Raw genomic sequence first — 12,564 nt, 5'->3', positions numbered from 1 at the left:
GTCGCGGGAGACGCGATCCTTCCGCGGCTGCCGCGCTGGTTCGTGGGCGACGCGGTCGGCGTCCTGGTGATCGCTCCGGCCGTCGACGCCGTGCTGCGCGGCCGCACCGACCGCTCGATGGTGCTGCCGCTGCTCGCCGTGAGCGTGAGCGCCGCGCTCGTCCTCGGCCCGCTGCGCGCCCCGGCCGAGGTCGGTCTGCCCTTCCTCGTCCTCCCGGCGCTGGCGCTCGTCGCGTTGCGGCTGGGGCCGGGCGGTGCGGCCCTCGGCGTGCTGATCGTGGCGACCATCGTCGAGGCCACCGCGGTCTCGGGGACCGGGCCGTTCGCGCACGAGGGTCCGTTCGGCGGCCTGATCGTCGTCCAGATGTTCCTCGCGATGGCGAGCCTGACGTCGCTGACCGTCAGCACGCTGGCCGACGACCTCGTGTCCCGTGAGGAGCTGGAGCGGACCCTGCGCGAGCAGGCGCTCCACGACCACCTCACGGGGCTCGCCAACCGGCGGCTGCTGCTCGACCGACTCGAACGCGCCAACCTGCGCCTCGCACGCGCCGAGGCCCCCGTCGCCGTCCTGTACCTCGATCTGGACGGGTTCAAGAAGATCAACGACCGCTGGGGACACGACATCGGCGACCTCGTGCTCCGCACCACCGCGCAGCGGCTCGTCGCCCACGTGCGAGCGGAGGACACCGTCGCCCGGCTCGGCGGGGACGAGTTCGTCGTGCTCGCCGAGGGTCTCACCGACGAGCACCACGCGCGGGAGCTCGCCGACCGCATCGTCGCCGCGTGCGCGGAGCCGATCCTGCACGCAGGAGGCGTCCTGCGCATGGGCGTGAGCGTCGGCGTCTGCGTCGCGCTCAGCCCGGTGGCCTCCGCCGCCCGGCTGCTGAGCGTCGCCGATCGCGCGATGTACATCGCCAAGCACGCGGGCGGCGGGCGGGTCCGACTGGAGCACGCTCCCTCGGTGGCCTGACTACGCTGCGGGCATGTGGCTGTCCCGTGACGTCGAGCTCGACGCCCTCCCGCGCGGGGTGCACCTGATCACCGGCCGGATCATCGACGCGCTCCCGGAGCTGCGCGATCTCCGCGTGGGCCTGCTGCACGTCCACTGCGCACACACCAGCGCGTCCCTGACGCTCAACGAGAACGCCTCCCCGGACGTGCGTCGCGACTTCGAGACCTGGATGAACGCGGTGATCCCCGAGCGCTTCGACTGGACCCACACGCTCGAAGGCCCCGACGACATGCCGGCGCACGTGAAGGCGTCGCTGATGGGCGCGTCCGTGACCGCGCCGGTGCGCGACGGACGACTCGCGCTCGGCACCTGGCAGGGGGTCTACCTCTGCGAGCACCGCGACCACGGGGGTGCGCGACGGCTGGTGCTCACGCTCAACGGCGAGTGACCGCCGTCAGCGTCGCAGCCCGCACGACGGGATCGTGCGACGCACGGTACGTCGCGAGCCGTCGACGTCGGTGATCACGGCGGTGAGCCGACGGCCGAGCTGCGCCCGCAGGGTCGAGCGGGCGAAGCGCGCGTGGAACGGGGCCCGCGTGCGCCGCGCCGCACGGCGCCGGCCCAGGACGTAGGAGACCTCTCGAACGTCGGCGAGGTCCCCGCGCAGACCGACCCGCAGGCGCCCGCTGCCGACGCACCGTCGGGTGAGGCGAGGCGCGTCGAAGGCGACCGGGAACGTCAGCGCCTCCGGCCGCACGTAGTCGGCCGGATCGCTGATGAACCGCACCTGCGGTCGACGCTCCGGCGGGATCCGGGCGAGCTCGGTGTCGAGCGGCTCGCGGTAGTTCTCCCCCTTCGTGGTGATGCCCGCCGCCCAGTCGTCGTGGTGGGAGGGCACGAAGAGCGGAGCGCCGATCGCCTCGATGTACTGGCGGATGTCCCGCATCCCGTTGCTGAACTGGTTGAAGCCCTGGATCGCCCCGACGTGGATGTCGACCGGACCCAGCCCCCGCAGCGCGTCGAGCGCGCTCGGCGCGTTGTCGGTCAGAGGGCCCGAGGAGTCGTGCCAGACGAGCGTGAGGTCGCCGACCTCGAAGCGGTAGAGCACCGTGCCCGCCTCGGAGTCCGCCAGCCCGCCGAAGAGCCTGAGCATGTCCTGCGGGGTCGGCGGATGCTCCACCTGCGTGGTGGACGGAAGCGGGGTCACCGGCATGTGGTACCCGGTGCTGTCCCCGCCCGGGGAGGTCACCGCCGAGTGCAGGTGCTTCATGATGCGCACGCCGACACCCGGCAGGAGGTCGACCTCCGCGGTGGTCCCGGGTGCGACCCCGGCGGCCAGCGCGGTGAGGCATCGAGGCGGCATGCCGGAGGTCGTCCGCTCCCGGAACGCGGCGCACTGCTCGGCGTTCCCGACGATCGTCGCGCCGGAGGCCTGCGCGATCGCGACGGCGTCCGCCGCGTGGTCGAAGTGCGCGTGGCCGATGAGGATCGCCTCGGGCGACAGGGCGGCCAGCTGCTCGGGCGACGAGGGCACGTACCCGCTGGTGCCGCCCCGCGGGACCCACGCATCGAGCAGCACGACATGACCGCGGATCGCCATCGCGAAGTTCGTGACGCCCACCCACGAGAGGATCACCCGATCGCGCCGGACGGAGCCCGTCGCGGGGTCGACATCCGCCGAGCCGAAGTACCGCTGACGCGCGGCGATGGTCTCGGCCGTGGTCGCGGCCCGCAGGATCGGCTCACCGCCGCGGGCGTCGGCGCCGGTGTGCGCCGGCGACGGCGCGGCGCCCGAGATGGCCGTGATCACCGCCGCGAGGGCCGTGGTGCCGAGAACCCGCCGCCTCCTCATCGCCCAAGCCTATCCGTGCCGCGCCCGGCGGTCGGGTCGCCGCGCCCGGCAGTCGGGCCGCCGCGACCGGCGTCACCCGATGCGACGCCGGCGCGCCTGGCGGAACTCGAGCACGTCGGGAGGTGTCGACCGCTCCTCCCGTCCCGCGTGCGGCAGGTACGTCGGCAGGAGCGGCGTGTGCTCGACGTCGCCGTCGGAGGTCCGCTCGATCCTCCAGGCGCGCGCCTCGGGGCGCGAGCTGACGGCCCGCACGCACGTCTCACCGCGAAACAGCAGACCGCAGCCGTCGTCGGCGGCGTAGCCCGCGGGCAGCGCTCCGGCTCGGATCGCCTCGCGGTACACGGGCAGGCGGTCGGGCTCCCCGTCGGCATGCACCGAGAGGGATCCGGGAAGCAGTCCCAGCCCCTCGGCGGGCTCCGGCACGCCCGTCGACGTCGTGACGCCGCCCGCGAACCAGCACATCGCGCCCGCGCTCAACCCAGCGAGCACGACGCCCCGCTCCCAGGCCTCGCGCAGCACCCGGTCCAGCTTGTACTCCCGCCAGATCGCGAGCATGAGGCGCATCGATCCGCCGCCGACGAACACGATGTCCTGGCTGAGCACGAGGTCGCGGAGATGCACGGGGCCGGTCCCGCCGAGGCGGAACAGGGAGAGGTGGGCGGGCTCGCAGGGACGCTCGGAGAACGTCGCGTAGAAGCGCGCGATCTGGCCCTCCGAATCCCCGCCCGCCGTCGGCAGGAAGAGGAGCTTGGGCTCGCGGCGCGGGGCGAGCGAGAGGATGAACTCGTCGAGTGCCGGGTTCTCGGGCTCCATCGTGAAGCCGCCGCCCCCCATGGCGAAGATCGTGCGCATCGTGGCGGCTAGGGTCGCGCGCGCCGCGGACCGACGCCCGTCATGCGGCCAACGCGATCCGCGGGCTGCCGAGGTAGTGGCAGGAGAGCTCGGTCTCGACCGCCTGGCCGTCGACGGCCTCGACGTGGTACCCGCGGGCCTTCGGCCGCGAGGACACCACTTCCGCCAACTCGGTGCCGACGAAGTGCAGGGCGGCGCCGTCGTCGGCGCCGTACCCCGGCCTGAGCTCTCCCGCGGCGATGGCGGCCCGGAACTCCTGCGACCGCTCGGGCTCGGCGTCGTAGTGCACGCAGTTGGCCCACGGCAGCAATCCCATGCCCTCGACACGCTCGGGAGGCCCGTGGAAGGCGGTCAGGGCTCCGTCGAACCAGCACAGCGACCCGGCGCTCAGCCCGCAGAGGACGACGCCCGACCGCCAGCAGCGCTCGAGGATGGCGTCCACGCCATGCGCCCTCCACGCTCCGAGGAGCGAGAGGACGCTGCCTCCCCCGACGTAGATCAGATCCTGGGCGAGCAGGTGGGTCGCGATGTCCCCCTCGATCGCTCCGGCGCTGCGGTCGCGACGGAACAGCGACAGGTGCGAGACCTCCGCGCGGGCGGCGAACTCGCGGTAGAACCGGACCAGGTAGTGGTCCGCGTCGCCGGAGGCCGTCGGCACGAAGCAGACCTTCGGCCGTGCGACACCGGTCAGGGCGAGCGCGTGATCGTCGAGCAGGGTGTTCCCGGCTTCCATGGAGAAGCCGCCGCCGCCGAACGCCAGGATCTGTGGGGGTCGGGTGACCACGCACGCAGCGTAGAGCGGCGGGCCTCGCCCGTCCGAGATTTCAGCACTCGGGCGAACGCCCCTGGACCGTGTGGACAACCGTCGTAGCTGCGACCGCGTTCGCACGGCGCCGGGGATGACCTCATGGCGCCGCCGGCCCGGTACCCTTCTCCCGGTCGTGTCGCGCCGCTGCTTCCTGATCGGGCCGTCCGCCCTCGTCGCGCTGTCCACCGCAGTGGTGATGGTCGGCACCCGGGACTGGGCGACGCTCGCCCAGCTCGCGCCGCTGCTGACGCTGCTCGTGCTGGTCGGACTCGGGTGCTTCCCGGGCGAGGCCGCGATCGAGCGCGCCCGCGCGCGGCGCTGGCACCGGCGGTACCGCCGGCGTCCGGTCCTGAGCATCGGTCGGCCACGGGCACCGCGGCGCCTGACGCTGCGGCGACTGGGGTCGCTCGCTGCCGGGTTCGCGAACCGGCCGCCGCCCTTCGCCGGCGCGATCGCCGCCTGACGCCCGTCCCGGGAGCGTCCGTCGCGCGCCCAGCCACCGGGATCGCACACCAACGATCCAAGGAGCACCATGCAGAAGATGACCACCCGGCAGCTCGTCGCTGCCGGTACCGCCGTTGCCGCGCTCGGGTCCACCGCCGCGATCGCGATCGCCGATCCAGGGCACGGGACCATGGGCGACTCGACGATGCCCTCGACCGGCACGCCGATGATGCACACGTCCGCGCCGCGGAAGGCTCCCGCCGACATGCGGCTGGTGTCCCTCGAGGTGACACCCGACGCGATGAAGGGCTACAACCTCGCGTTCCGCACGAAGGGCTTCAAGCTGCGCCCGCAGCACGCGAGCGGGAAGCACGTCGCCCGCGAGGGCCACGCCCACCTGTTCGTGGACGGGACGAAGGTCACGCGGCTGTACGGACGGTCGTACTACCTGGGGGATCTCGCTCCCGGCACGCACGTCGTCCGGGTGTCGCTGAACGCCAACGACCACCGCGACTACCGCCGCGACGGCAAGGACCTCGCGGCCGAGGTGACCGTCGAGGTCCCGCAGCCCTGAGGACCCGCGTCGTATCCGGTCCGTGCGCGCCCGTGCGCGCGCGGACCGGGCGAGGCGGACCGCTCTAGCGGCCGCGCCAGACGGGGGCGCGCTTCTCCTTGAAGGCGGAGGCGCCCTCCTTCGCGTCCTCGGACATGAGGACCGGTCCCGCCACCTCTCCCTGCTTCGCCCACATCTCGTCGAGCGCCCAGTCCTGCTGCTGCTCGATGATCTGCTTGGAGGCCGCGACCGCCAGCGGCCCGTTCTGCTCGATGGCGGCGGCCAGCTCGAGCGCGGCGTCCACGGCACCGCCGGGCTCCGCCAGGCGGTTGACGACGCCGAACTCGTGGAACCGCTCGGCCGGCAGCGGGTCGCCCGTGAGCGCCAGCTCCATGACGACGTGGTAGGGCATCCGCCGCGGCAGCCGCAGCAGCGCGCCCCCGGCGGCGACCAACGAGCGCTTGCTCTCGGGGATGCCCATCTTCGCGCCCTTGGCGGCGACGATCAGATCGCACGAGATCGCGATCTCCATCCCGCCGGCGACCGCGAAGCCCTCGATCGCGGCGATCAGGGGCTTGCGCGCCGCCCGCTGGGTGATCCCGGCGAAGCCACGGTCCCCGAACCAGGGACGCTCACCCTTCACGAAGGCGCCCAGATCCATGCCCGCGCAGAAGTAGCCCCCCGCGCCGGTCAGGATGCCGACCGCCAGCGCGTCGTCGGCGTCGAGCTCCTCCAGCGCGCCGGCGACGCCCTCGGCGACCGCTCCGTTGACCGCGTTGCGCACCTCTGGGCGGTTGATGGTGATGATCAGCACACCGCCGCGGCGCTCGGTGAGCACGGCGGGGGCGGTCTCGGTCTGGGTCTCGTCGGACATGGTGTCTGATCCTACTTTCGGATCGCCGCGAGCGGAGGCAGGACGGGTCCGCGTACGATGCTCCGCCATGGAGCAGATCGCCGACGACGTCCATCTGATCGCCCTCGCGCCGCGGTACGGGATCAACGCCTACCTCGTCGGCGACGTCCTCGTCGACTCGGGGGTCAAGGGCAGCGCGAAGAAGATCCTCGCCGAGCTCGACGCCGCCCGGGTGAGCCTGGCCGCCCACGTCATCACCCACGCGCACGTCGACCACGTCGGGGCCACGCCGAAGATCGTGGATGCGACCGGCGTGCCGGTGTGCGTCGGCGCGTTGGACCGTGCGGCGGCCGAGACAGGCGACCCGCCGGTCGCCGCGGCACTCGACAAGCCGGGGCTGCGGACCGTCGCGGGGTTCCTGGGGAGCTTCGACGGCTTCGTCGTCGACGCGACGATCGGCGAGGGCGACGACATCGGCTACGGCTTCACCGTCCTGGACACCCCGGGGCACAGCGCAGGCCACGTGGCCTTCTGGCGCGAGTCCGACCGGGTGCTCATCTGCGGGGACGTCTTCAACACGATGAACCTCGTCACCACCCGGCCGGGACTGCAGCAGCCACCGTCGATCTTCACACCCGACCCTCGCCGCAACCGCGAGAGCGAGCGCCGGCTCGCCGACCTCGAGCCCCGGATCGTGCTCGCCGGTCACGGGCCGCCGCTGCGCAACGCCGCGGCCGCGCTGCGCAGCTTCGTGGCGGCCCTGCCGGCGGACTGAGCGCGCGGCGGGTACTCCCCGCGCGCCCAGTCGCGCCGACCGCCGTCAGCGCACGGCGTGCGGGCCCTTGAACGGCATCTCGGTCGCCGTACGGCGAGCGAGCGTCTGGACCGCCGTCAGCGGTGCCTCGCGCTGCAGCAGGCGCACCGTGACGTCGGCCGCCGCGTCGGAGAACTCCGAGAGCGCCTGGTGGTCGAGGTTGGCGAGCGTGTCGCACGCCTGGTGGTAGCACGGGTCGTAGGCCTCACCGGCGGTCCCGCCGTACGTCGCCGCCTGCTCGGGCGTCTTGATGCCCTCGGCCCCCGAGAACGTGCCGCCGGCGGGGATGCCGACAGCGATGAAGGGCCCGTAGTCGCTGCGCCCGTCGAAGGCGGTGGGCTCGGTGGGCAGTCCCTTGGCGCCGAACGCGTCGACGAACAGCGACTCGATGATGTCCGAGCCGACCGGACCGGGATTGCCGAACGCCGAGCCGTCCCCGTCGTAGACGAACCGGACGTAGTTCGGGGATCCGACCATGTCGAAGTTGAGGTTCGCCATGATCGCGTCGCGCTGCTCCTGGCTGAGGCTCTCGACGTAGTGCTCGGACCCGAGCAGGCCGGACTCCTCCGCGCCCCAGAACGCGAAGCGCACCGCGTTGCGCGGCTTCTTCAGCGCCCGCGGAAGCTCTTCCGCGATCTCGAGGTTCTGCGCGGAGCCCGAACCGTTGTCGTTGATCCCGGGACCCTCGACGACCGAGTCTAGGTGGGCGCCGACGACGACCGTGCGGCCGGTGTTCCCCGTCGGCGAATCAGCGAGGACGTTCGCGGTCATCCGCGTCTCGGACAACGTGCTCGTCACGACGTGGACCGTGGTCTGGCCCGCCTCGGCGAGCTGCACGAGCTCCTCGCCGACGGCGTAGCTGGCCCCGAGCACCGGGATCGAGGCGTCGGGCCCTCCGAGCGTGCCCGCGACGGCGTCCGTACGCCCCGGCTGCCCCTCGTTGAACACGACCACCGCGCTGGCGCCGGCGGCCTCCGCGTTCGCGGCCTTCGTCGCGAACGAGCAGCTCCCGCGTTGGACCAGCGCGACGTCGCCGGCCGGGAAGCCCGCGAAGTCCGCCGGCTCGCAGCCGGACGTCGAGGTGTTCGGTGCGTCCCCGGGCGGGATCACGACGTCGACCGGGGTGAGCGGCGCGGTGACGTCGCCGCTGCCGGAGTACTCCATGGTGGCGAAGTCCTCCTCGCCGTAGACCCTGGGAGCAGGCGAGACGCGCTCGAACTGCGAGGGCGCGGTCTCCTGGAAGTACGGGAACGAGAACGGCTGCACCGTCACGGCGTATCCCGCAGCACGCAGGCGGTCCGCCACGTACGCCGCCGACCGGTCATAGCCGGGGGTGCCGGATGCGCGGGTGCCGCCGGAGCGGTCGGCGATCCCCTGGAACTCCCGGGCGTGCCGCAGCATGCCGTTGACGGTCACGGCACTCTGCAGCGCAGCGGCGGCCTTCTCCGTCTTGCGGTCCGGCTTGTCCGCCTTCGGCGCCGCGAACGCCGCTGACGGCGCGGCGATAGCGGCCGCCAGCGCGCAGCCGGCGGCAGCGAGCGTCGCTCGATGCATGTGATCCTCCTGGGTGGAGTGTGGGTGGGCGCGCGACCCGACCCTCTCCAGAGCGGGCACGCGGATGGGGCCCATCGTATCCGCGACATCCGGAGCAGAAACCTGAATATTTTCGCTGCTGGGGATCAGGCGAAGAGCGTGAGGTCCGGCTCACGCTCACCGCGCAGCACGGCGAGGTCCACCTCGACGCAGCGCATGCCGCGCGACTCGGCGAGCGTCCTCGCCTGCGGCTTGATCTGCTGGGCGGCGAGCACGCCCGCGCAGTCCCCCATCGCCGGGTCGCGCCGGATGAAGTCCAGGTAGCGGGTCAGCTGCTCGACCGCCTCGATCGTCGCGACGCGCTTGATCTCGACCGCCACCCATCCGTCCTCGTCGTCGCGACACATGAGGTCGACGGGACCGATGTCCGTGGGCCATTCCCGACGCACGAGCCGGAACCCCTCGCCGCACCAGTGCGGGGCGGCGGCCAGCTCCTCCTGCAGATGCCGCTCGACCCCGTCCTTCTCGAGCTCCGCCGCCTCCCCCATGTCGTGGGAGACGTCGGAGACGATCTCGGCGATCCGGATGTCGAGGCGATCCTCGGTCTTCCCCGCGTGCTTGCGCACGACGATGTGCTCCAGCGGGTCGCCGTCGAACTCCAGGACCGTGGGGGGCGTCATCCAGTTCTGCGGCTTGACCGAGGAGCCGCCGTCGTGCCACACGCTCACGCCGCCGTCGTTCTTGATCATGATCAGACGCACCGCTTCGGGCAGGTGCGTCGTCAACCGGCCCGAGTAGTCGATGGAGCAACGTGCGATGAGCAACCTCATGAACGCGTCGATGGTACGGCGGTCCGCGGACACCTGTCGCGTCACACGAGGGCTGCCACCTCGAGCGTCCGCTCCGCCGCGACGGACGCCGCGGGGGACCAGCGTGCCAGCAGGGCACGGGCACGCGTCCGCGCGGTCCGCAGCGCCCGCTCCGCGTCCAGGACGCGCGCCATCGCGGGGCGCAGCACCACCTGCGTCCACTCCAGCGACTCCTCCCGTGTGGCGAAGCGCCGCTTGAAGGCCTGCTCTCCCGCACCGAGGTCGAGCACGCCGAGCCCGCGTTCGTGCGCCACGCGGATCGCCTCGTCCAGGAGGCACGTGCCGGGCGACACGTGGGCCCACGACGGGTCGAACCCACCGTTCCATCCGCACATCCGCTCGCCCGCCACGAAGTACAGATCGCCGCCGACCGCGCCCTCGGGACCGTCGAGCACGAGGTGCACGCACGTGCCGCGCGCGAGCATCGCCGTCGCGGCGTGCCGGACGGCCGCCTCGACGTCGGACGTGAGCGATGATCGCCGGCTTTCCGTCGCGAACCTGAGCCGATGCAGGCGGAACGTCGCGGCCAGGTCCTCGGCCAGGGAGTCGTCCGTGCTCTGGCGCAGCGTGAGTCCGGCGGCGGCGAGGTCGCGGAGCCTGCGGACGCGCTTCTTGCGGAAGGTCCTCGACCGGACGGCGAGCCAGCTCTCGTGATCGGCGGCCAGATCGACCAGCAGCCCGCCGGAGGCCTGCCATCGGCGGGGCGAGCGCACCGCTCCGACCTCGTGCGCGAGGACCTCCGGCCACACGGACTCCGGCATCGCGGGCAGGACGACCGACGCCGGAAGGCCCCGTCCCAGCAGCGGCGCGGCGGCCGCAGCGACCTCCGCCTCCCGCCCCGGCACCGCGAGCGGTGAGGTGCGCTGCCCGATGCCGGACGCGAGGAGCCAGAGCACCGGAGGCCGCGCCCGGCGGCGCTCGAGGTAGAACGGCAGCACGCCCACGAGCCGCTCCTGCGCGTCGCAGACGGTGACGGCGTGCAGATGCGCGCCACGTGCGTGCCGGTGCTGCCAGAAGGCGAGCATCCACTCGGGCGAGCTGTAGGGCAGCGCGAGGCGAGCCGCCAGGTCCCGCCACCCGTCCAGCCAGGGATCGAGCGACTCGACGGTCTCGTGGAGCTCCGCGCGCAGGCCCGAACGAACGGTCTGCGGACCACGTGCTCCCATGACCGGAGTTCTACCGGGTCCCGCGTCCGCGGTGGGAGGTTCGCGGACGCCGCGCGGTCCGTACCGGAACGGCACCTCTAGCTCCCCGCCAGCGCACCGCCGTAGACCTGCCACGCGAGCGCGCTCTTCGCGCCCAAGCTGAGGAACAGGTAGACCCGCTCGGCGAAGGCCGGGTCCGCCCATCGGCCGCGCCCGCGGTACTGCAGCCACATGTTGATCGCGAACGTGTTGAAGAGCAGGAACAGCGACACGAAGATCCCGTAGACGAACCCGGGCACCCCGTCCCCGCTGTCCGCCGAGACGGCGAACTGCAGCGCGATCGCCAGCCACGGCACGGCGCCCACGAAGCACCCGAGGACGAACGGCTGCCAATCGACCGCCCCACGGTCGACGTTGACGCGCTCCATCACCAGGCCGAACAGGATCATCGCGGCGTTCACGCCGAACAGGGCCAGCAGCGCGGTGCCCTCGGTGATGCCGGAGAGCATGGCGATCAGCACGACCATGATCGAGGCGCTGACCGAGTACTCCCACCAGCGGGCCGGGTTCACGCCGCGGGCGACGTTCCCCAGGTACCAGCGTCGCGTCCAGGGGCTGACGACACCGAGATGGTCGACGGCGGCCAGCAGCAGGAACGCGGCGACCGCGTGGTCGACCCGCAACGCGAACAGCTCGGCCGGACCGCCGTAGCTGCCTTCCCCCGGGGGCCCCACCAGGTAGCTGACGTCGACCGGGAGCGACGCGGGCTCGGCCAGGATCAGGATGAGGACGGCCTGCGCGAGATGCGCGAGCCCGACCACGACGTTGAGCCGCACCAGGCGGCGGGCGGCATCGGGCGCGGGCGCGGCGACCGGCGTGGCGGAGGTGGAGGCCACGCTCCCACCGTAGAGGACGGCGGCAGCCGCTCAGGTGAGCGAGCCGCCGGCGGTCCGCAACGCGCCCTCCGCGGCGCGAGCGCCCAGACCGAACTGCGGGTCGACCGGACGACGCCCGGCGATCCAGGCCTCGAGGTGCTCGGCCAGCGCCGGCCCGTGCTTGAACGCGTGCCCGGACCCCCCACCCAGCAGCCAGACGCTGCTCCCGTGCTGCGGGTGCGGAGCCATCACGAAGCGCGTGTCGGCGGTGATCTCGTACTGACAGGTCCGGGTGTAGACGAGCGGCGCGTCGGCCAGGGCCGGGAACCTGTGGCCGAGGTAGCGCCGCGCGAGCCGCTCGTGCTCGGGGAGCGGCAGGCGGCGCGCGGACTGCGGGTCCAGCGCAGGCCCCTCCTGGTCGGGCGCCACCTTCACGCCGCGGCCGTCGAGGTCCCCGACGCCGTAGGCCGCGCCGTCGTAGTCCACCCATCCCGGGACCCCGGGCGTGGCCCACGCCGCCGAGGCGCCGAAGAAGAACACGTCCTGCTGCGTGACCCGAACGCCGGCGAGCAGGTCCGGGAACAGGGCGGGAAGCCAGGCGCCGCAGGCCCACACGACGACGTCGGCGTCCAGGCGTCGTCCGTCCTCCTCGAGCACGACCGCCCCGGCCCCACCCGCATCGCGGGAAGCCGGGCGCGCCGTGCCCGCCACGACGTGCGCTCCGTGGGCCGCGGCACGCCTCACCAGCGCGCGCACGGCCTCGCGCGCTCGCAGGACGCCCGCGTCCGGTTCCCAGAGCACGAACGCCAGGTCGTCGGTGCGCAGCGACGGGAACCAGCGCGCAGCCGTCCTCGCAGCGACGCGCTCCGCCGCAATCCCGAGGCTCTCGAGCGTGCGGGCGCTCAGGGCTTCCCAGCCGTCCTCTCGCCGCGCGAACCACGCGACGCCGCAGGGCACGCGGACGGTCGGGTCCAGCTCATCCCAGAGCACCGAGGCCCGGGCGGCATCCTGCGCG

The 12,564-nt window shown here is 73.1% G+C and carries 14 protein-coding genes; 5 read left to right on the top strand and 9 right to left on the bottom strand.

The window, feature by feature from the left end; all coding sequences use genetic code 11:
• Together ABYE80_RS09530 and ABYE80_RS09525 are read left to right on the top strand one after the other, a co-directional pair.
• The coding region (locus ABYE80_RS09530) for a diguanylate cyclase domain-containing protein (RefSeq protein WP_372790044.1) at nucleotides 1-969 on the top strand (969 nt) is incomplete at its 5' end.
• Nucleotides 970-982: 13 nt separating this feature from the next.
• Entirely contained in the window at nucleotides 983-1,399 is a 417-nt protein-coding gene (locus ABYE80_RS09525) for a secondary thiamine-phosphate synthase enzyme YjbQ (protein WP_372790043.1), read from the top strand.
• A gap of 6 nt (nucleotides 1,400-1,405) precedes the next feature.
• Here the strand turns inward: ABYE80_RS09525 and ABYE80_RS09520 are convergent, their stop codons facing one another.
• From ABYE80_RS09520 to ABYE80_RS09510, 3 genes are all read right to left on the bottom strand, one after another.
• Nucleotides 1,406-2,803, bottom strand: a complete 1,398-nt coding sequence (locus ABYE80_RS09520) for an MBL fold metallo-hydrolase (RefSeq protein WP_372790042.1) — start codon at nucleotides 2,801-2,803, stop codon at nucleotides 1,406-1,408.
• Between the two features lie 72 nt (nucleotides 2,804-2,875).
• Entirely contained in the window at nucleotides 2,876-3,655 is a 780-nt protein-coding gene (locus ABYE80_RS09515; protein ID WP_372790041.1) for a Type 1 glutamine amidotransferase-like domain-containing protein, read from the bottom strand.
• A gap of 40 nt (nucleotides 3,656-3,695) precedes the next feature.
• Nucleotides 3,696-4,439, bottom strand: a complete 744-nt coding sequence (locus ABYE80_RS09510) for a Type 1 glutamine amidotransferase-like domain-containing protein (RefSeq protein ID WP_372790039.1) — start codon at nucleotides 4,437-4,439, stop codon at nucleotides 3,696-3,698.
• A gap of 157 nt (nucleotides 4,440-4,596) precedes the next feature.
• Between ABYE80_RS09510 and ABYE80_RS09505 the strand changes: the two genes are divergently transcribed.
• On the top strand, nucleotides 4,597-4,926 hold the full coding sequence (locus tag ABYE80_RS09505) for a hypothetical protein (RefSeq protein ID WP_372790038.1): 330 nt from the start codon (nucleotides 4,597-4,599) through the stop codon (nucleotides 4,924-4,926).
• A gap of 69 nt (nucleotides 4,927-4,995) precedes the next feature.
• The gene (locus tag ABYE80_RS09500; RefSeq protein ID WP_372790037.1) at nucleotides 4,996-5,481 is read left to right on the top strand and encodes a hypothetical protein; all 486 of its coding nucleotides are present in this window, start codon (nucleotides 4,996-4,998) and stop codon (nucleotides 5,479-5,481) included.
• Nucleotides 5,482-5,545: 64 nt separating this feature from the next.
• Here ABYE80_RS09500 and ABYE80_RS09495 read toward each other — a convergent pair whose 3' ends face one another.
• Nucleotides 5,546-6,334, bottom strand: a complete 789-nt coding sequence (locus ABYE80_RS09495) for a crotonase/enoyl-CoA hydratase family protein (protein ID WP_372790036.1) — start codon at nucleotides 6,332-6,334, stop codon at nucleotides 5,546-5,548.
• Between the two features lie 67 nt (nucleotides 6,335-6,401).
• On the opposite strand from ABYE80_RS09495, the gene ABYE80_RS09490 reads away from it, so the two are divergent.
• Nucleotides 6,402-7,088, top strand: coding sequence for an MBL fold metallo-hydrolase (locus ABYE80_RS09490; protein ID WP_372790035.1), 687 nt, complete (start codon nucleotides 6,402-6,404; stop codon nucleotides 7,086-7,088).
• Between the two features lie 45 nt (nucleotides 7,089-7,133).
• Here the strand turns inward: ABYE80_RS09490 and ABYE80_RS09485 are convergent, their stop codons facing one another.
• From ABYE80_RS09485 to ABYE80_RS09465, 5 genes are all read right to left on the bottom strand, one after another.
• Nucleotides 7,134-8,681, bottom strand: a complete 1,548-nt coding sequence (locus tag ABYE80_RS09485) for a M28 family metallopeptidase (RefSeq protein WP_372790034.1) — start codon at nucleotides 8,679-8,681, stop codon at nucleotides 7,134-7,136.
• Between the two features lie 125 nt (nucleotides 8,682-8,806).
• Nucleotides 8,807-9,490 (bottom strand): endonuclease NucS, encoded by a 684-nt coding sequence (nucS, locus tag ABYE80_RS09480; protein WP_372790033.1) that lies wholly within the window; start codon nucleotides 9,488-9,490, stop codon nucleotides 8,807-8,809.
• A 41-nt stretch (nucleotides 9,491-9,531) separates the two neighbouring features.
• Entirely contained in the window at nucleotides 9,532-10,695 is a 1,164-nt protein-coding gene (locus ABYE80_RS09475) for a GNAT family N-acetyltransferase (protein ID WP_372790032.1), read from the bottom strand.
• A 77-nt stretch (nucleotides 10,696-10,772) separates the two neighbouring features.
• On the bottom strand, nucleotides 10,773-11,570 hold the full coding sequence (gene heR / locus ABYE80_RS09470; RefSeq protein WP_372790031.1) for a heliorhodopsin HeR: 798 nt from the start codon (nucleotides 11,568-11,570) through the stop codon (nucleotides 10,773-10,775).
• Between the two features lie 30 nt (nucleotides 11,571-11,600).
• A partial coding sequence (locus ABYE80_RS09465) for an NAD(P)/FAD-dependent oxidoreductase (protein WP_372790030.1) occupies nucleotides 11,601-12,564 on the bottom strand: 964 nt, incomplete at its 5' end.

It is taken from the genome of Paraconexibacter sp., assembly GCF_041602235.1.
In the GTDB taxonomy this organism is placed as follows: Bacteria; Actinomycetota; Thermoleophilia; order Solirubrobacterales; family Solirubrobacteraceae; genus Paraconexibacter.
The sequence above is the reverse complement of the archived record's forward strand: the minus strand, read 5'-3'. Positions and strand labels throughout refer to the sequence as shown.